This window comes from Gluconacetobacter liquefaciens, from assembly GCF_003350405.1.
Classification (GTDB): domain Bacteria; phylum Pseudomonadota; class Alphaproteobacteria; order Acetobacterales; family Acetobacteraceae; genus Gluconacetobacter; species Gluconacetobacter liquefaciens.
In genome coordinates, this window is the sequence record NZ_QQAW01000007.1 from 136,628 (window position 1) to 157,013 (window position 20,386).

General features: G+C 63.3%; 19 protein-coding genes, 1 pseudogene and 1 riboswitch. Of the genes and pseudogenes, 7 read left to right on the forward strand and 13 right to left on the reverse strand.

Annotated features, from left to right (window positions below; translation table 11 throughout):
* The first annotated feature begins 5 nt into the window (after positions 1–5).
* A complete protein-coding gene (gene ligD, locus C7453_RS13110; RefSeq protein ID WP_245949022.1) occupies positions 6–1,055 on the forward strand; it encodes a non-homologous end-joining DNA ligase in 1,050 nt (349 codons plus the stop codon).
* Positions 1,013–1,306, forward strand: coding sequence for a DUF3175 domain-containing protein (locus tag C7453_RS19670; protein ID WP_114727985.1), 294 nt, complete (start codon positions 1,013–1,015; stop codon positions 1,304–1,306). The genes ligD and C7453_RS19670 overlap by 43 nt, the downstream gene beginning before the upstream one ends.
* Here the strand turns inward: C7453_RS19670 and C7453_RS13120 are convergent.
* A complete protein-coding gene (locus tag C7453_RS13120) occupies positions 1,300–1,605 on the reverse strand; it encodes a plasmid stabilization protein (protein WP_114727986.1) in 306 nt (101 codons plus the stop codon). The genes C7453_RS19670 and C7453_RS13120 overlap by 7 nt on opposite strands.
* 403 nt (positions 1,606–2,008) lie before the next feature.
* Between C7453_RS13120 and katE the strand changes: the two genes are divergently transcribed.
* Genes katE through C7453_RS13145 form a run of 5 tightly spaced genes read left to right on the forward strand, consistent with a single transcriptional unit; the run spans position 2,009 to position 7,745 of the window.
* Positions 2,009–4,126 carry a catalase gene (katE, locus tag C7453_RS13125; RefSeq protein ID WP_114727987.1) on the forward strand — a complete coding sequence of 706 codons (2,118 nt, stop codon included), beginning with the start codon at positions 2,009–2,011 and terminating at the stop codon, positions 4,124–4,126.
* 5 nt (positions 4,127–4,131) lie between these two features.
* Entirely contained in the window at positions 4,132–5,253 is a 1,122-nt protein-coding gene (locus C7453_RS13130) for a glycosyltransferase (RefSeq protein WP_170143218.1), read from the forward strand.
* Positions 5,250–6,398 carry an acyl-CoA dehydrogenase family protein gene (locus C7453_RS13135; RefSeq protein WP_211311066.1) on the forward strand — a complete coding sequence of 383 codons (1,149 nt, stop codon included), beginning with the start codon at positions 5,250–5,252 and terminating at the stop codon, positions 6,396–6,398. The genes C7453_RS13130 and C7453_RS13135 overlap by 4 nt, the downstream gene beginning before the upstream one ends.
* Positions 6,392–7,138 (forward strand): PIG-L deacetylase family protein, encoded by a 747-nt coding sequence (locus C7453_RS13140; protein ID WP_245949023.1) that lies wholly within the window; start codon positions 6,392–6,394, stop codon positions 7,136–7,138. The genes C7453_RS13135 and C7453_RS13140 overlap by 7 nt, the downstream gene beginning before the upstream one ends.
* Positions 7,131–7,745, forward strand: coding sequence for a class I SAM-dependent DNA methyltransferase (locus C7453_RS13145; protein ID WP_114727989.1), 615 nt, complete (start codon positions 7,131–7,133; stop codon positions 7,743–7,745). Before C7453_RS13140 ends, C7453_RS13145 begins: the two co-directional genes overlap by 8 nt.
* On the opposite strand, the gene C7453_RS13150 is transcribed toward C7453_RS13145, so the two are convergent.
* The 12 genes and pseudogenes from C7453_RS13150 to C7453_RS13205 form a co-directional block, all read right to left on the reverse strand.
* Complete coding sequence (locus tag C7453_RS13150) at positions 7,660–8,223, reverse strand: hypothetical protein (protein ID WP_114727990.1); 564 nt, start codon at positions 8,221–8,223, stop codon at positions 7,660–7,662. The two genes, C7453_RS13145 and C7453_RS13150, sit on opposite strands and share 86 nt — an antisense overlap.
* A gap of 75 nt (positions 8,224–8,298) precedes the next feature.
* Positions 8,299–9,753 (reverse strand): phosphomannomutase, encoded by a 1,455-nt coding sequence (locus C7453_RS13155; RefSeq protein WP_174787970.1) that lies wholly within the window; start codon positions 9,751–9,753, stop codon positions 8,299–8,301.
* A gap of 126 nt (positions 9,754–9,879) precedes the next feature.
* A complete protein-coding gene (locus C7453_RS19160) occupies positions 9,880–10,113 on the reverse strand; it encodes a VOC family protein (RefSeq protein ID WP_211311067.1) in 234 nt (77 codons plus the stop codon).
* Positions 10,114–10,288: 175 nt separating this feature from the next.
* Positions 10,289–10,714, reverse strand: coding sequence for a CrcB family protein (locus C7453_RS13165; RefSeq protein ID WP_114727992.1), 426 nt, complete (start codon positions 10,712–10,714; stop codon positions 10,289–10,291).
* Positions 10,711–11,559 (reverse strand): universal stress protein, encoded by an 849-nt coding sequence (locus C7453_RS13170; RefSeq protein WP_114727993.1) that lies wholly within the window; start codon positions 11,557–11,559, stop codon positions 10,711–10,713. Before C7453_RS13170 ends, C7453_RS13165 begins: the two co-directional genes overlap by 4 nt.
* A gap of 129 nt (positions 11,560–11,688) precedes the next feature.
* A riboswitch (Fluoride riboswitch) is annotated at positions 11,689–11,769 on the reverse strand.
* A gap of 73 nt (positions 11,770–11,842) precedes the next feature.
* Positions 11,843–14,164: a TonB-dependent receptor gene (locus C7453_RS13175; RefSeq protein WP_114727994.1), complete on the reverse strand. Its 2,322-nt coding sequence runs from the start codon at positions 14,162–14,164 to the stop codon at positions 11,843–11,845.
* A gap of 206 nt (positions 14,165–14,370) precedes the next feature.
* Positions 14,371–14,580 (reverse strand): annotated as a pseudogene (locus C7453_RS13180) (hypothetical protein); the annotation flags it as partial.
* 126 nt (positions 14,581–14,706) lie between these two features.
* A complete protein-coding gene (locus C7453_RS13185; RefSeq protein WP_114727995.1) occupies positions 14,707–14,886 on the reverse strand; it encodes a hypothetical protein in 180 nt (59 codons plus the stop codon).
* Positions 14,887–15,109: 223 nt separating this feature from the next.
* Positions 15,110–15,580: a c-type cytochrome gene (locus C7453_RS13190; RefSeq protein WP_114727996.1), complete on the reverse strand. Its 471-nt coding sequence runs from the start codon at positions 15,578–15,580 to the stop codon at positions 15,110–15,112.
* Positions 15,581–15,585: 5 nt separating this feature from the next.
* Positions 15,586–16,833 (reverse strand): FAD-dependent oxidoreductase, encoded by a 1,248-nt coding sequence (locus C7453_RS13195; RefSeq protein WP_245949024.1) that lies wholly within the window; start codon positions 16,831–16,833, stop codon positions 15,586–15,588.
* 115 nt (positions 16,834–16,948) lie between these two features.
* The gene (locus C7453_RS13200; RefSeq protein ID WP_114727998.1) at positions 16,949–19,588 is read right to left on the reverse strand and encodes a TonB-dependent receptor plug domain-containing protein; all 2,640 of its coding nucleotides are present in this window, start codon (positions 19,586–19,588) and stop codon (positions 16,949–16,951) included.
* Positions 19,589–19,890: 302 nt separating this feature from the next.
* Entirely contained in the window at positions 19,891–20,349 is a 459-nt protein-coding gene (locus C7453_RS13205; protein ID WP_114727999.1) for a CBS domain-containing protein, read from the reverse strand.
* Positions 20,350–20,386: the final 37 nt, after the last annotated feature.

Genomic DNA, 20,386 nt, shown 5'->3' on the forward strand with positions numbered 1-20,386 from the left:
GCCCGGTGCTGTTCCGTCGCGTGAAGACGCAGCTTATCCGCGTCCATGCCGGCGGCCTGGCGTTTCGCGACTGGGCGGCGGAGGGCAGGCTGCGGCACACTTCGTTCCGGGGCATTCGCGACGCCGAACCAGCATCGGAGATCGTAAGTAAAATGTCCGCTCCCGAAGCAGGTTCCGCCCGATCCAGGGCCGGACAGAAATGCACCGTCGCCCTGACCCATCCGGACCGCCTTTACTGGCCGGATGCCGGCGTCACCAAGCAAGGTCTGGCCGACTACTACGCCGCCATATGGCCGCGCATCGCGCCGTTCATCGTCGATCGTCCATTGGCGCTGCTGCGCTGTCCGGAAGGCATCGACGGGCCGCGCTTCTTCCAGAAGAACGGCTGGAAGGGCATGAACGCCCACATCCGGACATTGGACGATCCGGCCACCGGCACGGCCGAGCATCTGATCGGCATTCACGATCTCGACGGCCTCATGGGTTTGGTGCAATCGGCGGTGCTGGAGATCCATCCCTGGGGCGCCGCCTGTCGCGACTGGGAGCGGCCGGACCAACTGGTCATGGATCTCGACCCCGGCGAGGGCGTGGCATGGGAACGGGTCATCGACGCTGCGCGCGACGTGGGCGAGCGCCTGGAGGCATCCGGCCTCACGCCCTACGTCAAGACCTCCGGCGGAAAGGGGCTGCACGTCGTGGCGCCTCTGAAACCCGAGGCGGATTGGGAAACGGTAAAGGCGTTCTCGCGAACGCTGGCCCAGACAATGGCCGCCGACCGCCCGGACCGCTACATCGCGACGATCACCAAAGCGAAGCGCCACGGGAAGATCCTGCTCGACTACCTGCGCAACCAGCGAGGCGCCACCTCCGTCGCGCCATACTCGACCCGCGCTCGCGCCGGGGCCCCTGTCTCGATGCCCCTGTCCTGGGATGAACTGGGGCAGATTACCGGATCGGCGCAGTTCACGGTCAACAATGCCCTCACGAGGCTTACCGCACTCCGTGCTGACCCATGGGCGGCATTTCACACGGCGCGCCGCCCGATCCAGCCCTGACAGCCACGTTTTATTACTTACACGGCGGTCGGCATCGCATAGCGCAGTCCCTGAAGCAGTTGACCGAAGCCCGCATGCGCCGAAAGGCCGCGCCATTTCGCTCGGCCATGTCGATGCTGGTCCTCTTCATCAACCGGGCAGAGCGCTCGCTCTCGCCGGAAAGACGCTCCATTCTCAACCGGGCAAAAGGGGAACTCCGTCGGGTCTTCGGGGCTCCCTGGACTGACCCTGCATGCCAAATCTGCTATTGACCGGCATTCTTCCTGCGGGTTTCAGCCGCTTTCTTCGCCGATGCCGAGCGTTCTTCCGGCGAGCGTTCAGCGGCCGCCGCGCCTCCCAGCCTGCCGCCCTTGCGGGAGGGGTCATGGGTTACAGCGTGCCCCCTGCCGGAACCGCTCTTCTTGCCGCCACCGGTCTCCTTGTTGACGGTGGCCCACGCCCGGCGTTCGGCTTCCTCCCCGCTGACGCCACGCTGCTCGTAGCTCTGCTCGATATGCTCGGCCTGTCTCTTCTGCTTGTCCGTATAGGCGGACTTGTCGCCACGCGGCATGGTCGATGCTCCCGGTCCCAAGAGTGGGCGCGGCCCCTGGTTCTTTGCAGGCACGCGACCGCACCCGATGACAAGGCCGGACAGCGGGAAAAGTTCTCCGGGCTGCAAACGAGGGAACGCATTCCCTATGGATCGATAAAAGGAAATGATTATACCTTATAAGGCGTCTTCTGATGTTCAATCAGATGATTTCGTTTCAATATTTTATGCCGGAATGATGAATAAATAGAAAATATATATATTATATCATCAAGAATATTATAAAAAACAACTTTGACGGGACATGATTTCGGAACCTCTCATCAAGCCATGCGTAGCAGCAGGACAATGTTGGGCGTGGCGGTCGATCTCGCGGAACGGCGATCCCGGCGCCCTGTCTGCAATGGCGGCGAGGAGAGAGAGCATGACCATCAAGGGAAAGAAGCCGGGAGCCGCGCCGAAGAAGGCCCCGGATGCGGCCGGAGCCGGTGGCGAGACGCATCAGGTCGCTGGCGGCGACGTGGCAACGCTGACGACAGCCCAGGGCGCGCCGGTCGCCGACGACCAGAACACCCTACGTTACGGCGCCCGAGGCCCCGCGTTGATGGAGGATTTCCATTTCCGCGAGAAGATCTTCCATTTCGACCATGAACGTATCCCCGAGCGTGTGGTCCATGCCCGTGGCTACGGCGCGCATGGCTATTTCGAACTGACCGACAGCCTGGCCGATGTGACGCGCGCGGATATCTTTCAGCGCGTCGGCGAGCGCACGCCGGCCTTCGTGCGGTTTTCGACCGTCGCGGGCGCCAAGGGCTCGTTCGACCTGGCGCGTGACGTGCGCGGCTTCGCGGTCAAACTCTATACGCAGGAAGGCAACTGGGATCTCGTTGGTAACAATATCCCGGTTTTCTTCATCCAGGATGCGATCAAGTTTCCGGACATGGTCCATGCGGTCAAACCGGCACCGGATCGTGATTTCCCGCAGGCTCAGTCGGCCCACGACAATTTCTGGGACTTCATATCGCTGACGCCGGAAAGCCTGCACATGATCATGTGGGTCATGTCGGACCGCGCCATTCCGCGCTCCTTCCGCTTCATGGAAGGGTTCGCCGTGCATACGTTCCGCCTGCTCGATGCGCAGGGTCGCTCGATCTTCGTGAAATTCCACTGGAAACCCAAGCTGCGCCTGCAATCGGTGGTCTGGAACGAGGCGGTCAAGATCAACGGCGCCGACCCCGATTTCCACCGTCGCGATTTGTGGAACGCCATCACCAGCGGCGATTTCCCGGAATGGGAGCTGGGGGTTCAGCTTTTCGACGAGGCTTTCGCCGAGAAATTCGCGTTCGACGTGCTCGACCCCACCAAACTGATCCCGGAGGAAGACGTGCCGGTGCGGATCGTCGGCCGGCTGGTGCTCAATCGCGTGGTCGATAATTTCTTCGCCGAGACCGAGCAGGTGGCCTTCTGCACCCAGAACGTGCCGCCAGGCATTGATTTCTCGAACGATCCGCTGCTCCAGGGGCGCAATTTTTCCTATCTCGATACCCAGATCAAGCGATTGGGTAGCCCCAATTTCACCCATATCCCCATCAACGCGCCCAAATGCCCGATGGCCCATTTCCAGCAGGACGGGCACATGGCAATGCGCAACCCGATCGGCCGCGCCAATTACGAACCCAATAGCTGGGGCGAAGCCGGCGGGCCGCGCGAAGACCCGGTGCGCGGCTTCCGCAGTTTTGCGGCGGAGGAAACCGGCCCCAAGGTCCGGCTTCGCCCCGAGAGCTTCGCCGACCATTACAGCCAGGCGCGGCAATTCGTGATCAGCCAGACGCCCATTGAGCAGAAACATATCGGCGACGCCATCACCTTCGAACTCAGCAAGGTCGAGCGAGCGGACATCCGCGCCCGCGTCGTCTCGCATCTGCGCCATATCGACGAGCACCTGGCGGCAACGGTCGCCGACGGATTGGGCCTGCCGTTGCCCGAACCGGCGAAGGCGGCCCGGCCCGTCATCGCCGATCTGCCCCCCTCGAACGCACTGAGCATTGTCAGGAACGGTCCTCACAGCTTCGCCGGCCGCAAATTCGGCATCCTTTTGACCGATGGGGCGGATGCCGGCCTGTTCGATGCCCTGGTCACGGCGGCGGAAAAGGAAAAGGCCATCTATGAAATCGTCGCGCCGAAGATTGGCGGCGTCACCCTCTCCGATGGCAGGGCCCTGCCGGCACAGCAGAAGATTGATGGCGGTCCCTCCGTGCTGTTCGACGCCGTGGCGGTGATAACTTCGGCCGATGGGGCGACGCTGCTTGCCGGGGATGCGGCGGCCAGGGATTTCGTGACCGACGCCTTCGCCCATTGCAAATTCATCGGCTATGCCGCGGAAGCGATCGCGCTGTTCGCGAAAGCCGGCCTGGCCGATGATCTCGACGATGGCTGCATGGTTCTGAAGACCGATGCCGACGTTGACGGCTTCGTGACGGCATGCCATGCGCTTCGCTTCTGGGATCGCGAAGCGAAGGTCGCTCCTGACGCTGGAGCGTGATGGTCATGCCGGGTGGGGCTCTCGCCGTCACGCGGCCGACCTACGCCATCGCCATACCGGCTCGCGACGAGGAAGGGCGCATTCTCTCGTGCCTTGAGGCGTGCCGCGTCGCGATGGCGCGGTGGCCCCAGCCCGGGGTCATCGCGCTGCTGGTCAATAACACCGGCGACGATACCGCCGCCCGCGCCCTTGCCTGGGCGCGGAAAATCGGTGCGCCGCTTCGGCTGGCGGAATGGCGCTTTCCTGATGCAACCGCCCATGCCGGCACCGCGCGCCGAACCGCTTTCGATTTCGCCCGCGCCCAGCTTGGAACTGGCGGATATCTGCTGACGACGGACGCGGACTCCCGGCCCGCTCCGGACTGGGTCCATGCCAGCCTGGCCCCTCTCGCCGCCGGTCGAGCGGCGATGGTATGCGGCACGATAGAACTGGACCCGTCGGAATTCGCGCAATTGCCGCCGTGGGCGACCGCCAATGGCGCGGTCGAGGACCTCTACGGCCGCACCGCGCGAGAACTCGCCAGCCTGCTCGATCCCGACCCCCTCAATCCCTGGCCGTTTCACGGCACGATATCGGGCGCCAACCTCGCCATGTCCGTCGCGGCCTATGACCGCATCGGCGGCGCGCCGATCGTGCCCCATGGGGAAGATCGCGCACTGGTCCGCCGTTTTCTCGACCACGACTTGCCTGTCCTTTACAGCGATGCCCCGCATGTCGTGACATCCTGCCGGCTGGAAGGGCGGGCACCGGGCGGCATGGCCGATACCATCGCCTCCCGCCTCGCCGGCGGGCAACATTGGTGCGACGAGTCCCTCGAACCCGCGCAGCAGACCTGGTTCCGGGCGCATGTGCGCGCCCGGCTGCGCAGGGCGTTTCGCGACGGCCGGCAACGGGATGCGGCCCTGAGCGAGGCCGGATTATCCGCCGGGCAGCGCCGGACGGCACCAACCTTCACCTGCTTCGGCGCGCTATGGGCATTTGTCGAAACCACTAGTCCCCGCCTCGCACGTCGTAGGATGTCGTGGGAAGATATGGCGGCCGAACTCCCCCTTCTGGAAGCACTTCGCGACGAAGAGGCCGCGGCCGCGACGGGTGCGCGGGCCCGGCAGTCTGGAGAGATCGCATGACCGGCCGTCCAGCCCTCTCGCCTTCCCGGCAGTGCCCAGACCCAGGCGGGCATGACGCGCTGATGCGGTGGCTGGCGAGTCGGGCCGACAGCGCCGAGACGGATCCCGCGGGCCTCGCGCCCGAGATCGACGCCATCCGACAGGTCGGCCTGCTGGCAGCCTGTCTTCCGCATAGCGAAGGCGGGGAGGGGCTGGGGCTCGGCGTGGAGGCCGCACACGATACATGCACATTGTTGCGGCGGCTGGGCCACGCGAATCTCTCGGTCGCCCGGCTGTTCGAGGGGCATATGAATGCGGTGAAACTGCTGCATCTGTATGGTGGCCCGAATGTGTGGGAGCGCGTTGCGCCGGCGATCGGGGACGGTGCTCTGCTCGGTGTCTGGGGCGCGGACGGCCCCCGTCCGCTTCGCGGCTTCCGTGCCGGCGGCCGCCTGCGGCTGCAAGGTGAGAAAATCTTCGCCTCCGGCCTGGGGTTTGTCCATTTCGCGGTCGTGACTCTGCGCGACGGGAACGACGATGACGGACCATCCCGGCTCGCGCTGGTCGATGTATCCGATAGTGCCCGTCAGGATCTCTCCGCCTGGAAAGCATCGGGGATGCGCGCCACGGCCTCGGGCCGTTTCGATTTTACCGGACTGGAGATCGACGCCGATCACCTCGTCGGCCAGCCGGGAGATTATATGCGCGAGCCATATTTCGAGGGCGGCATCTGGCGCTATTGTGCGGCCCATCTCGGCGGGGCGGAGGCGTTGGTCGATCTCTGGCGCGACGCCCTGACCAGCCGTGGCCGGCTGGATAACCCAATGCAGCTTGCCCGTTATGCGCGGGCAGTCGCCCTCTGCCATGCCATGGCAAGCTTGCTGCGGGACACGGCCCAGACCGTCGAAGCCGTGGCAGCGAAGCCGCAGGACATGATCAACGAAGCGGTCGCTGCCGCCCTGCTGGCACGCCAGTTCGTGGAGGAAAGCTGCGTCCAGATACTCCAGCTTGCGGAGAAATCCCTGGGCACCGCTGCCTATGTCACCGGCACTCCGATCGAACGCATCCGGCGCGACCTGTCGATGTTTCTGCGCCAGGCCACGCCCGACGCCAAACTGCTCAAGGCAGGCCGCCTGCTGACCGGCGCGCAGGGGGCGCCGTGGTGACGCCCTTTGCCGAGGGCGCGATCGTCCGGGCCGGACGGCAGGCCCGCACCATCGCGATCGCGGCACTGGCCGGCCCCGGCAACGTGCTGGTGCTGGCGCCGCATCCCGATGACGAATCGCTGGGTTGCGGCGCCGCCGTCGCGGCCGCCAGCCGTGCCGGCAAGGATGTGCTGGTCGTCGCGCTCACCGATGGCCGGCTGTCGCACCCCCATTCGCGGCTCTTTCCACCCGGCAGGCTGATTGCCCTCCGCCAGGCTGAACTGCGCGAAGCCGTACGCATTCTGACGCAGGGCACCGGCAAGACGTTCCTGCTCGGCTTCCCCGACCAGGGCGCGCCCGCAACCCCGGCCGACCGCGCGGCGGTAAGCAACCGGCTGCTGCATCTGATCGACACCCACACCGTAAGCGCGCTCTGGACGACCTGGGAGAAAGACCCGCACCCCGATCACCGCTGCGCCGCCGCGATCGGCCGCGCGGTCGCCCATGCGCGTCCCGGCCTCAAACTGTGGCGCTATCCGGTCTGGGGCCGTTTCATCGAGGACACCCCGGAGGCGGAAGATGTTCTCTACCGTTTCGACAGCACCGCGCTCCAACCCGAAAAACGCGCGGCCATCGACGCGCATCGATCCCAGATGACGGCGCTCATCCCCGACGATCCCGATGGCTTCGTCATGGACCCGCAGGCACGGCGCCATTTCCTCGAAAGTCCGGAATTGTTCATTGGGGACGGTCATGTCTGAACGGACCGCCCGGTTCGACCGGCTCTATGCCGGCGATATCGACCCGTGGCAGTTCCGCAGTTCGGTCTATGAGAGGGATAAATACCGGGCGACCATGGATGCCCTGCCGCGGCCGCGTTACGCCCTCGCGATCGAAGCCGGCTGCTCGATCGGCGAACTGACGCGGCTGCTGTCCTGGCGCTGCGATCGTGTGATCGGCATCGACGTCTCGTCAATCGCGCTGGAAGAAGCGGTGCGACGCAATGCGGATCGGCCGAACACCACCTTCCGCCAGGGCGAATTGCCTGCCGCGTGGGCCGCCGAATATCCGGTTGACCTGATCGTGCTGTCGGAAGTCCTGTATTTCCTCGCGCCGCAGGAAATCGAAGACCTCGCGAACCGGGTCGCGGCGCACTGGTGCCCCGGCGGCGATTGCGTGCTCGTCAATTATCTCGGCCCCACGGCGGAGGCCCTGCAAGGGGCCGAGGCAGCGGATCTCTTCATTGCGGCCATGACGGCGCAGCCTGACGTCCGATCCACCATCAGAGTGACGAAAGACCGATACCGGCTCGATCTTCTGACGCGCGGCATATCGCCGCCAGCATACGCCGCCGGATCAGGCCGCTGACCGGGCGGATCAGATACCAGTAGGGCGTAAAAAGGCGCCTAGCCCTGGCGGTGACGCAGAAAACGCGCGTCTCTGTCACCAGCCTGCGTCGATGGCCTGGCCCAGGGTGCAGGGTAAAGCCAAGCACGAGCTTGCAGACGTCATCCTGCCGATCGGCCTGGAAGATCGCAGGTGCGGGAATCGCGCAAAGTCCATAGTCCGCCTGCCAGAATGCACCGATCAGGCCGTAGACGATCGCCGTGTCGTCCCTCCGTTCGAGCAACGTGAAATCGCTGCGATCCAGAGGGCGTCCCTGCGTTTGGCCCAAGAGCCGGGCCGGCACTTCCCGCAGCCGGATCGCCATGCGGGTCAGCCGGTCATCCTGAGTGCGATAGGCGGCTACCGCATTCATGATGCGCCGAGCCGGCGCGGCGATGTCGATATGATGCCGTTCGCTGAAATCGAAACGCGGAACGAACTGATCCAGCGGGTTCATCATTCCGGCAGACGATATCCATCGCCGCGGTGCCATCCCGATGGCCTCCCGATCGGGAGGCCGTTCAACAGCTTTCCTTCAATGCTCTTTCCACACGCTCACGGCGCCGATGCCCGTCTTCAGCAGGTCCGCCGCCCGTTCGGGGGTGTCGGCTTCGACATAGACGCGCAGTTCCGGTGCGTTGCCCGAGGGGCGCAGATGGATGATCTCGTTATTGGCGAACGTCATGCGCAACCCGTCCGTCTGGTCGACATGCGCCAGATCTTCGGCTTTCTCGATGAAGCCCAGCCCCATCGCGCCTTCGGCCGGGGTTCGGCTGAGCGTCTCGATTTCCGCCAGGCTCTGCGCGGTCGGCATGTTCACCAGCCGATCGCTGAGCGTGAAGCGTGGCGGCAGGGTGGCAACGAGGGCGGCAAGGCTGGTGTTCGCCCGGCGGGCGGCGACCAGGGCGCACAGCATCGGCAGCACGGAATCGCGCGTGGGCAGGGCGTCGAGAGTCCGGCCGTCCTGCGCAATGCCGGTGGCCAGCAGAAAGCCGCCATTGGCTTCATAGCCCACGGAAGGCGTAATCCCGGCCTCGGCTGCGTCGGTCATGGCGGCGACGACGAAAGGCGAGCCGATGCGCGTGCGCCGGACATCGCGTGCAAAGCCGCTTTTCTCCAGCGCCGTATTGCTGCTGACCGGGGTGGTCACGGCCGCCGCACCGAGGAAGCGGGCGGCCAGAATGCCCAGCACGTCGCCTCGCAGCCAGTTGCCCTGCGCGTCGGCCAGCAGCGGCCGGTCGGAATCACCGTCGGTCGTCAGGATGGCATCCAGCTTGCCGTCCGCCGCCCATTCACGGGCCAGCACCGCATCCTCGGGGCGCACGGCCTCGGTATCGACGGGGATGAAGCTCGTCGAACGGCCCAGCGGCACGGCTGTTCCGCCCAGGGCCTCGACGATCAGCATCAGCACATCGCGCCCGACGGCGGAATGCTGATAGACCCCCAGCCGCAGCCCGGCCAGCGCGTCAGGGCCGAAGAACGCGCGATAGCGCGCGACATAGCCCGGTACGACATCCGTCAGGTCGGGCATGTCGACGGATGCGACCAGCACGCCATCGGCATCGAACCAGCCTTCGGGCAGCGCCACATCCTGCGTTCGCATGGCCGCTTCGTCGGATTTGAGGAATTCGCCACGCGCGCGGTTGAACTTGATGCCGTTGCGGTCGGCCGGGATATGGCTGCCGGTGACCATCAGCGACGGATAGCCCTGCGCGAAGGCATGCAGGCACAGGGCGGGCGTGGGCACATAACCGCAGAAGACCGGCTTGCCCTCCATATGCTCGATGGCGGCCACGCAGGCCCGCAGGATGCGCGGCGTACTGGGGCGCAGGTCGCCCGCCACCGCGACGGGCGTTCCGGGGGCGAATTCGCCAAGCGAGGCAAGATGCCGGAGATAGCCGACCGTATAGGCGAAGCAGACCGCGTCCGTCATCGCGGTGACCAGGCCACGGGCGCCACTGGTGCCAAAGGCGACCCCGGACTGTTCCATCCATTCGGCTATTTTCATGCGGGATTCTCTCAAAAAACGACGATCCAGACGGGCGTCTGGGCATCCATTTTCGGCAAACGTATGGCGCAGGACCGGTTTCCCTTCATCAATGGCCTTTCTGTACCATCAGCGGGAAAAAGCGTCCATTCCCGGGGCCGGCAGCAGGCGGCTCGGCCAGCCGATGCGGACAAGCAGGTCGTCCGGACCATTGAGGGCGAATTCGTACATGCCCCACTCGGTATGGCGGGCCGCCTTCACCGGGCCGAGAATGGCGTCCCCCGCCGCCTGGGCGAGTTGATCGACATGGGGCGTGGACAGATAGACGAGACGCCGAACGGGTTTCGGCCGGGCACCACCCATCCGGGCACGGCGGGCTGGAGGTGAATCGCGGCACCTTCCCGGTTGGACAGGATGCGATAATCCCCATCCCCGTCGGCCGGCCCGAAAAACCCCAGCCTGTTCCACCAGCGTTCGGCCGCGTCGATGTCGTTGCAGGGAATGATTGCGCTGATGCGGCAGTCAGGCGGCGTGTCCATTACGATTCTCCCGATCCGCTTGCGGGGGGTGGCGGGTTGAGCGCTTGAGCGGCAACGTACCCGGCGGTCACGCTTGCCATGCCCAGTGTGATGGAGAGCACGATATTCAGCGCCGCCCGCCCCGGCGCCCCACCGCGCAGCAGGTCCAGCGTCTGGAGCGTGAATGATGAAAAGGTGGTGTACCCCCCGCAGATGCCGACCATGAACATCAATCGGGCGGTATCCGACACCTGGAAGCGCGCATTGCCCAGCGTCAGCGTGCCGAAGAACGCGATGGCGAACGATCCGGACATGTTGATCAGGATCGTACCCCAGGGGAGGGTCTGGCTGATGCGCGCGGTCGCCAGACCAATCCAGTAGCGCATCAGGGTTCCGCACGCTCCGGCAAGGGCGATGCCAAGGGTCGTCAAGAGGTTGGAGGTCATGCCGTAAGGTCTTCGATGCCGTGATGACAGGTAAGGATGGGCAGCGTGGCGTGCGCGAGCAGGTCGCGCGTAGGGCCGCCGAACAGCCATTCGACAAAGCGCGCGTGGGTATAGGCGCCCATCATCAGCAGGTCGCCCCCGGCCGCCAGTGCATGCGCGCGGATCTCCTCGCCGAGCCTGTCACGCGGGGCGACGAACCGGTCGATCGTGACCGGAATACCGCGCGCGATCAATTCACCGACCAACTCCGGTGGCGCTTCGGACGTATCGTGTTCCGCGCCGATCACGAAGGTGACGTGCCCGGCCGTGTTCAGAAGCGGGCGGGCCGTATCCAGTACCCGGTCGAGGGCGGGCGAGGGATGCCATGCGACGACAGGGCGCTGGCCGACGGTCGGGTAAGCCTGCAAGGGAGCGATGAGAACCAGTGCCACGGCATCGTACAGCGCGCCGTCCAAGGCCTGCCCGATATCGTCCCGATCCCCGGCGCAGGGGCGACTGATGACCACCAGATCGGCATTCCGCGCTTCCTGGGCCACGATCCTTCGGATATCGCCCGCGATCTCGACCCAACTCGCCTGGGCGACCACCGGGTGGCTGGCCGCACCGATCCACGCCCGGGCGATGCTCTGTAGCCGCTCCGCGCGCAAGGTGACCTGCCGAGCGAAGGCGCCGCGTTGGGCTGGCGTCGGAATTCCTTCGTCGGGTGCCTGGAAGGCCGGATCAGTCGCGCGCTTGGGATGAAGCAGCCGGATCTCCTGCCCGCCCAGCCGCCGGGCCAGTTCCCCGGCGGCCTGAAGCGTGAACAGGGCCGTTTCCGGCCGGTCCAGAATGGCAAGTATCCGCATCGCCGCCCCCTCAGCGCTTCCAGCGCAGGACGATATGTATCATCCCATGGCGGAAACGGGTGCGCGTTCCAGAACGTGCGTAGGGGCGATCAGAGTGCATGAACAGATTCCTCCCATCATGCCCTTTCGGGCCGGGTAGGAATCATCAGCCTCGACGGCGAGGCGGTTCGACCCGGATTGGGTCAGGCAGAATCCATTGCCAGACCCAATGTGGCCACCGGGACCACGGGTCTGTCAAGGGTGCGGGCTGACGGCGCGTTTCCGCCTCCGCCAGCCGCGCGGATCAGAAACGCTGCTCGATACCGGTCAGGATGGTCCGACGCAGACCGTATTGCGGCGCGCCGACACCGATGCCCGAGCCGCTGCGCAGTTCGTAGCGCTTGTCGAACAGATTGATCACGTCCAGCCGCAACTGGGTGCGCTTCAGGAACGGGATATGGAACAGATCCTGGAACGACTGCACGGCAGAGAGGTTGAAGGTCGCATATTGCGGGATCACCCCGCCGTTGGGAATGTCGCTATCCTGACGCAGGCCGCTGCCATAGACCATGGTCGCCGACAGGCGCAACGGGTGGCCGGTCCTGTAGAATGCGGTGTAGCTGCCCCCGGCCGAAGCCGTCCAGCGCTGGTCATGGTCCAGATGCACCCAGCGGTGCTGGATGTAGGCCAGGTCGTCGGGGTCGAAGTTCCACTGGGCCGTGTTGATGTCCTTGCCAATGGCCCGCGACCAGGAAAAATTGCCGTAGACGCTGAAGGGCCCGTGTTCATAATTGGTGGCGAATTCATAGCCATGGACCTGCCCGCGCCGGTAATTGAAGGCGGAGAGGATGATCGGCGAGCCGAACTGCCCTTCATCGATCAGGTTCTTGGCCAGCTTCACATACGCATCGAACGACGCATGCCAGCCGGGCAGGATCTCCTGGGCAAAACCGGCATCGAAATAATGGTCGCGTTCCGCCTTGACGGTCGTGTTCTGGAACGATGCCGGTGCGGACGACGTGTTGGCGAACTTGCCAAGCTGCACACCGCTCAGCAGCTCGAACGGCGGCGGCGTGAAATAGCGCGAATAACCGGCATGGAACGTGCCGCCATGCCAAGGCTGATACACGATGTTGATGCGCGGGCTGACCTGCTTGGAATGGGTATATTCGTCTACCCCGTCGAAACGCAGGCCGTAATTGATGGTCAGGTTGCGCACCGGGCGCCATTCGTCCTGGGCGTACAGACCATACATCCAGCCGGTGCGGCCATTGCCATCATGGATCGAGACGGTCTGGTCGCCGAACTCCGCGTTACCGTCTTCATCGACGCCGGTCTGCGGATAGACGGTCGAATCCGTCTTGGAAATATTGCGTTCGACGTAGACCTGATAACCGAAGCGCACGGTATGCTGGGCATTGGCACGCCAGGTCACGTCGGTCTGCGAACCCGTCGAGAAGACCGAGCGTTGGGCGCGCTGGGCAATGCCGTTATAGACCAGATCACCCAGCGGGTCCGGCGAATAGCCCAGCGAACTATAGCGGACGATGGCGGAACTCTGCAGGCTGACCGTGCCCATATCTTTCTGTAGCGACAGGATGCCGAAATCCGTGATCTGCTTCTGGCGCTCGTTCAGGCTCGCACTATCGACGCTGCCATAAAGATTCTGCGACAGCGCGCTGTTGAGGAAGGACGGATTTGCAAACTGCCTCTGCTGCCCTGGGTTGTTCGGAAGCTGGTATTCAGCGTTCGACACGCCGGCCGTCAGGCTGATGCGCGTGTTCTCGTCCGCCGTGTAACGCAGATGGCCCAGGAAATGGTACTGGTTCGTCAGATCATGCAGGGCGTTGAAATCCGGCGTAGGGTTTTCGACCCCGACGCGGTCATGCACGAAATCGGCGGTAGCGAAATAATCCCATTTCCCGGCATGGCCGCCATATTGCAGCGACGGGAAGAAGTAATCGCGCGCACCGCCATAGATCGACACGGCACCACCCGGATCGGCGCTGCCGGTCTTGGTCGTGATGTCGATGACGCCAGCCTGCAGAAAGCCATATTCACTGGGCAACGCGCCTGTCGTCAGCGACATCGAATGGGCGAAGCGCGTCATCAAAGTCTGGCCGAACACGCTTATGCCCTCGGGCAGCGCAACACCATCCAGACGGAACTGGACCTCGTTATGGTCGCCGCGGATATGGATCTGGCCGTAGCTGTCCTGCGCCACGCCGGGGGCCTGCAACAGCACGGTATTCAGCGGCGCATTGTCGCCGCCGGGGATGGTTTCGATATCGCGCCGCGTAAAACGATAGATCGTGGCACCGGTCGAGGGCTGAAGGGCCGCGCGCGTCACGTCCAGATGCGCGTTGACCACGATATGTTCCTCGTTGGTCGCTTCCACGCTTCCGTCAGGCAACACGCGGTCTGTAGAGCGCGTGAAAGACGACCGGGACGACGTGTCCTGCTGCGCGGCCGTATCTGTGGCTGTGGCTGTGGCTGTGGCGGGGGTCGCGGCGGAAGCGGGCGAGGATTGATCGGCGGTCTGGGCACGGACGGCCTGCGGAAGGGCAAGTGCGGTTCCCGCAAGCAAAATGGCGGCCATGCGAAGCGCAGGTCGAGGCGAACTCATTCAGGGCGATCCTGTTCGTATGAAGGCCCTGAGCCTATATATGGTATGTTATAATGTTGCAATCTGTAGCGGCATGACGAACGAAACGCCGCAAGACATGTTGTATCTCTGCAACATAAACCTCTTGCTCCGTTGAGGGGAAGATGCCCAGGCAGGCTGTCGGGTTGGGAATACGGGTAGAGATAGAGTGACGAAGGCGATGGCGTCTATGCGACCGTCAGTCGGGTGATCCTGCAGCAATTGTATGCAAGGACGACGAGCGTCCATTCTGTTGCGACGTTTGCGAGGCTTTGGAGGTGGAACCGAGTGGAGCCCGTCTCGGCGAGGACGGTTAGCGGTAGACCGATCCATCCCGCCATGCCCAGGATCATGTCGGCAAAGTTGGGCGCGTCGGCCGTGGTCGCAACAATCCCGTTTCCCCCGCGGGCGCGTGCGGACGGGGCCAAGGCGTCTATCGGCCTGCTTTTCCAGGCCCTGAAGCGCAACGGAATGCGTCTGTCAGGATACGGAAAAAGAGCGTTTTTTTGTTTGTGGAGTGCCGCTCATGGCCCACCCGGGCCGCGGAAGAGCAGGAACAGAGCGATGATGATCACGATGATCGGCAACAGGCCCAGCCCGTTGAATCCCGAGCCTCGTGGGCCACCATACCAACCCGAGCGGATACCATAACCGCCGCCACCAATGGCGAAGATGATCAGGATGATCACGAGAAGGGTCAGCATCGTTGGGCCTCCGGAAAGGGTTGTCCTGATAACGCTTCATGGCTCGAATTGTTCATCGGCGACGTAAATGACTCTCCGGACGTGATCGCTCTGGCGGCTGGCCGTCAGGGTCCGACAGGTTCAGGCGTAGACCGTCCTTATCCTGTCCTCCGTGCCTTTCCCTTGGGCGACAAGGAGGCCATTCGACTGCGGAAAAGCGGGATGCCGACGGATTTCTCTCGGCCTATTTGGAAGAGGGCGTGTCTGGCCCAACCGCAAGGGCAGGAAATTTAAGGGATGCCTGCCGTTTTTCCACGGTCGGCAGGGGCGATTTGCCAGGGGCGGCGCCGTTCTCGCGCAGAAGAAACGCGACCAGGGCGGTTGCATCTTCCGTCGATAGCGTACCGGGGGCCATTAACGGCATGGCGCGCTGGATATAGCCAGTCAGACGCGAAAGCGGTGTTCCCGCCCAGCTTGCCACCAGCCGGCCTTTCAGGGACGGCGTCTGGAAATTGCCGCTGAGATCGGCGCCATGACACATGGCGCAGGCGGTCCGGTAGAGATCCGCCCCGTGCTGCGCCTGTTCGGTCGTGAAGGATGGGACGGTCGATGCAACAGGCTTGGCGGCGTGAAGCGGTGAGGCGGAGGCAAGGCTCAGAGCTGCTGCATAAAACGCGTGGGAACGCATGAGGCGGGTGGATGGCTTGCGGGGCATGGGGCTCACCCTTCCGAAATGGGCGAACGGGCGAACAGGTCTGCCAGAACCTTGATCGCTCTTTCCGACTCAGTCCGGTCGGGATGTTCAAAGGAATTTCCGACGCTTCCCATCTCGCCCTCGTTGTCCAGATCATAGGCCTGGACCATCAGCCCGTCTGTTTTCGAGACGGCCGAGGCACCGTGATAATGCAGGCCATATGGCAGGTCCGGACGGGGTGGGAGCCATGCCGTCTGCCCTCGGACGGGGATGAGGCTTTTATCGTTCCACCAGTCACGCGCCGCGTAGCCAGGGCAGTTGATAATCACTTTTTCCGGTAGGGAGGTCAGTTCGCTGGGATCGTGGAACTCCCGGATCACGACATGGCCGCCAGCCTGGAAAAATTCCGACATCAGCAGATGCCCGTAGGAGGCGAAATTATAGAGCATGAGCGAATTGCGCTTGGCGTATGGGGCAGCGAAGGGGCTTTCTGCGGGGGTGAGTTCTTCACCCGCCGGAACGATATCCCTGATGCGATCCGAATAGCGGGCGAATTCCTCGCCATGCTGGGGCATTCCGGTCGAGGCGTAATCACCGGTGCGGCCATCGGGCTTTTCCTCGTGCGGCGCATCGAACGGCCGGTCGGAAAAGGAGAAATGTTCGATGAATTCCACGGGATTGCCGGGAAGGCCGAGATAGTCGCGATAGGTGGCCCAGGAGATCCGGGCCATTCTTTCCCATAAATCGGCGAATTCCGGGCCGGCCGGAGCGGTCAGGGAAATGCGGGAATCCGGTGTCCAACTGCCGTTGGCGCGAACCGACCGCGTCCTGGGCAGCAGGTCTTTCGTGTAGATCGTAACGTCGAAGCCGGCGCGTTGTGCCGTAAGGGCGGTGGTGAGGCCGATGATGCCGCAGCCGATGACCGCGACCTTGCGTTGCAGGGTGGTGGAGACCTTCTCGACAACCACGCTCGCCGAGCCCCAGGAGAGGGACCAGCCGCTGCCGCCATGGCCGTAATTGTGGAAGACCAGCTTGTTTCCCACATGCTCGACGTCAAAACGCGGCCCCATGGCACGAAAGGGGCGCAGACAGACCTTGATGTCGGTGATCTGGTCGGCCCGCAGATCGAAGGGCTGAAGCCTGATGCGCCGCCGGGGGAGCGAGGCTGGCTGCGCGGAGGGAGAAGGTGCAGCCGGCTGCGGGGCTTGGGCGCGAACGAGGCTCCCCCCCCGTGAATGCTCCGACGACGCCGCAGGCGGAGGCCCCCGCGACAAGATGCCTCCGTCCGATAGTCCTGTTCCGATTGGTCATATGCGCGAAGCCCAGTGCAGAAGTGGCGCCGGGGAGGGGCCGTTTGTCCCCTCCCTCCATCCAGATGAAGAGCGGATGTCAGAATGTGGCATTCACGCGCCCATAATAATAGCCACCCGAGATGGGGACCTGCGCGGAGCTTGCATCATAGACCGTGTAGCCGCCGCTGTTGAGGATGTCCGGCAGTCTGCGCGGACGGACATTGAAGACGTTGTTGGCGCCGACCGCCAGATGCCAGTGCCGGTCGAACCGATAGCCGATTTCGAGATCGGTCAGCCAGCGGGGGGTATTCTTGAACTGACCGAAGCAGGAATTGGAGTAGCGCAGGGCGCCCCCGCTCGCGCAGGTGAGCGAGCCGTTCGTCCAGTCCTGATAGGTCATCATATCGGTCGTTTCGCCATAACGGGTCTGGCGAATGTTGAAGTCCCAGTTTGCGATCGTGTAATAGGCGTTCAGGATGATCTTGCTGCGCGGATAGGCGGTGGTGAGATAGCCAATCGTCTGCGCATTGAGCAGGGATGCGCCTGTCCCTGACGTGGCGGCGTGATGCAGGCGCGTGCGGTTGAGGTCCAGCGCCATCGAGAGCATCAGATTACCGTACCGGTGCAGGTGGAATGTGTAATCGGCCTTGATGTCGAGGCCCTGCGTGCGGGTGCTGCCGATATTGGCGAAATAGTAGGCCGAGACGTTCTGCGGATCGATATCGTTGACCGGCAGGGCATAGCCCATGGCCTGAATGGCGTCGATCGCGGTTAGCCCCTTGGTCACGCCGCCCTGGCCGATGCGGTTGCGGAGATTGATCTGATAGACATCGGCCTCGACATGGAAACCATCGACGGGTTCGACGACCAGGCCGCCGCTGGCATTGACCGAATATTCGGGTTTCAGCGGCTGGGCGCCGAGCAGGGCGGCGGCGGCGGAACTAACGGGGAGCAGGCCGGCGGCGCCCGTCGGGTTGACGCTCATGGTGCTGAAATGCTGTTCCGCCATGGTCGGGGCACGGAAGCCCGTGCTGATGGTGCCGCGGATGGCGACCCGTCTCGTGATGTCGTAGCGGGTGGAGACCTTGCCGTTCTGTGTATTGCCGACATCGGTGTAATGTTCGAAACGGCCGGCGAAATCGAGATCCCAGTTCTTCAGCATGTGGAAGTCGCCGTCGATATAGGCCGCCCAGATATCGCGGCTCCAGTTTCCGGCACTTTGCGGTGCGATACCGACATAACCCTGGGTTCCGCCGACCTGGTAGGACGAGGGTTCACCGGCCACGATCTCGTATGTTTCCAGACGATGTTCGCCACCGAAGGCCAGGGTCATCGGGACCGTATGGAAGATGTCGATATGACGCCGGAAATCCAGATTGTTGGTCCACTGGGCGTTGCGGTAGCTTTGCGTATGTACCGTGGTCGGCGTGATACCGCAGCCGACGGTTGAAATATTGGCCACGTTGCCGTTGTTGCATCGGCTGCTCAGCAGTCCCGGATTGGCTGTGTTCTTGTTGCCGATATTATCTTCGTCAGCGCCATACTGGGTGCTGATATCCCAGTCGAAACCGAAGAAATCACGGCCCTTCATGCCGAGCATCGCGGCGTAGTCGTTTTCTTCGATCGTTTCCAGCGGGGAGAAACCGGAAGGATAGACTGTAGGCGCGATATTGGGGACGCGGTAATTCTGGATCGCTTCCGCGTGGCGGTGGGCATAGGTGATCTGTCCGTAGAAATCGACTTTTTCACCAATTGGTTTTCCAAAATCGATGCCGAGGTTTTCGCGCGTTTCTTCCGGCGTGCTCATGATCTTGTTCGAGGTGACGGGAACGGGGAGCGGATTCGCCACGATGCCGGTGTAATAGCCGCTGGTGCTGGCCCCTGCCGGCCAGTAGCCGAGAAGACGATGGTCCTTGGCACCTTTCGTGACGAAATGATCGGTGTGATAGACCTGCCCGCTCAGATGCATGTAACCGTCATTGCCGAGCTTGAAGCCGCCATCGGCATTGACCTGATATTGCCAGCCATCGCCGTTATAGGCGTTTGCGCCGGTCTGTGCCGAGACATTCAGGCCATGGTCGGTTTTTTTTGTAATGATGTTGACGACGCCGGCAATGGCATCGGAACCGTACATGGCGGCCGCGCCGTCTTCCAGAACCTCGATATGGTCGATCATGTTGGCGGGCAGCATGTTCAGGTCGACGCCGGTTGCGCCGAAGCTGGGGCCGGAGTTCTGGATGATGTTGCCTGTGACGTGGCGCCGCTTGCCGTCGACCAGAACGAGTACCTGATTGGGATTGAGGCCGCGCATGCGGATCGACGACGTGAGGGCGGCGGTGTCGCTGCCTTTGGCCTGTATGTTGATGGAGGCGTATGTGCGTGTCAGTGCATCCGCCAGGTTCAACTGCCCTGACCGGGTCAGGGTTGCCGCTGTGATGACCGAAATCGGCGAACTGCTCTGGCGGGCGTGGCGGTTGCTGTCGTGGGTGCCGGTCACGATCACGGCTTCGCCGGCATCGGGCGGAGCCTGATAGGGCGCGACGGCGGCTGCCGCTGTCGTTGCCGTGGGCATTCCGGCGGAATTGGTGGGTATTCCTGATATTTTCCGGCTTTTTGCGGCGGGGCGCTGGCCGGTTGGAGGCGTTGCGGACGTCGTCGCGGTCTGGGCGACCGCACTGGCGACGTCGAACTGGATGGCGAGAATGGTGGCTGTGATCAGGCTTCGCCGTAGGGTCATGGAATGACTATGCTCCCGCGCCATTTGTTGCGACGTCGAGATAACGTGAAGCGGATCACAATTTCATTTCAATATAAAAATATGCAGTTCGAAACGAATCTGTTCTGAGTCTGAACATTGTTGCATATATATCGCACAGAATATTTCTTATTATAATTTGGAAATAAAATGAAAGAAAAGCGCGGGGAGAGGCACGCCGAAGGTGCCGAAGGTTGATCTTGTTTTGTTGTTATGTTTATGTAACGGTTAGCGGTCTTGCTGCGTTGTGCTGCATGCTCTCCCCCCGACGCGGGACGCGATGATCAGCGACCGACCGAGGCGTGGTCGCTGCGCCAGACATAATCCTGCATTGCCGATGCCAGACGTTCGGCTTCGTCCACGCGAAATTTCACGATATCGCCGATGCTCACGATGCCGATGACGGCGTCGTTGTCGACGATCGGCAGGTGACGAGACCGATAATCGGTCATTTTGCGGCCGACCTTCAGGATCTCTTCGTCGAGTGTTGTCGTCGGCATGTTGCGGGCCATGATCTCGTGGGCCGTCAGGTGGGCCACGTCCATGCCGTGGCCGGCCAGCGCTGCGACGAGGTCGCGTTCCGAGACCAGGCCGGCGAGACGGGCGTGTTCGTCGAGAACGGGGACGGCACCGATACGGTTTTGCGTCATGAGACGGGCGATGTCGCGGATCGGCGTGTTTTCGTGGACGGTGAAGAGGTGACGGTCCTTGCTTTCCAGAGCCTGGAGAACGGTGGCGGTCATGACGTCTTCTCCCTTTTGCGGATTGTTGATGTGTCGT

Excerpts from the sequence above, each read along its gene's own strand:
- C7453_RS19670 (WP_114727985.1), top strand. The coding sequence starts at position 1,013 with ATGGGCGGCATTTCACACGGCGCGCCGCCCGATCCAGCCCTGACAGCC.
- C7453_RS13145 (WP_114727989.1), top strand. The coding sequence starts at position 7,131 with ATGTCTGAACGGACCGCCCGGTTCGACCGGCTCTATGCCGGCGATATC.
- katE (WP_114727987.1), top strand. The coding sequence starts at position 2,009 with ATGACCATCAAGGGAAAGAAGCCGGGAGCCGCGCCGAAGAAGGCCCCG.
- C7453_RS13130 (WP_170143218.1), top strand. The coding sequence starts at position 4,132 with ATGCCGGGTGGGGCTCTCGCCGTCACGCGGCCGACCTACGCCATCGCC.
- C7453_RS13185 (WP_114727995.1), bottom strand. The coding sequence starts at position 14,886 with ATGCTGACCCTTCTCGTGATCATCCTGATCATCTTCGCCATTGGTGGC.
- C7453_RS13190 (WP_114727996.1), bottom strand. The coding sequence starts at position 15,580 with ATGCCCCGCAAGCCATCCACCCGCCTCATGCGTTCCCACGCGTTTTAT.
- C7453_RS19160 (WP_211311067.1), bottom strand. The coding sequence starts at position 10,113 with ATGGGTGGTGCCCGGCCGAAACCCGTTCGGCGTCTCGTCTATCTGTCC.
- C7453_RS13170 (WP_114727993.1), bottom strand. The coding sequence starts at position 11,559 with ATGCGGATACTTGCCATTCTGGACCGGCCGGAAACGGCCCTGTTCACG.
- C7453_RS13205 (WP_114727999.1), bottom strand. The coding sequence starts at position 20,349 with ATGACCGCCACCGTTCTCCAGGCTCTGGAAAGCAAGGACCGTCACCTC.
- C7453_RS13135 (WP_211311066.1), top strand. The coding sequence starts at position 5,250 with ATGACCGGCCGTCCAGCCCTCTCGCCTTCCCGGCAGTGCCCAGACCCA.
- C7453_RS13120 (WP_114727986.1), bottom strand. The coding sequence starts at position 1,605 with ATGCCGCGTGGCGACAAGTCCGCCTATACGGACAAGCAGAAGAGACAG.
- C7453_RS13200 (WP_114727998.1), bottom strand. The coding sequence starts at position 19,588 with ATGACCCTACGGCGAAGCCTGATCACAGCCACCATTCTCGCCATCCAG.
- C7453_RS13155 (WP_174787970.1), bottom strand. The coding sequence starts at position 9,753 with ATGGAACAGTCCGGGGTCGCCTTTGGCACCAGTGGCGCCCGTGGCCTG.
- C7453_RS13175 (WP_114727994.1), bottom strand. The coding sequence starts at position 14,164 with ATGAGTTCGCCTCGACCTGCGCTTCGCATGGCCGCCATTTTGCTTGCG.
- C7453_RS13150 (WP_114727990.1), bottom strand. The coding sequence starts at position 8,223 with ATGATGAACCCGCTGGATCAGTTCGTTCCGCGTTTCGATTTCAGCGAA.
- C7453_RS13165 (WP_114727992.1), bottom strand. The coding sequence starts at position 10,714 with ATGACCTCCAACCTCTTGACGACCCTTGGCATCGCCCTTGCCGGAGCG.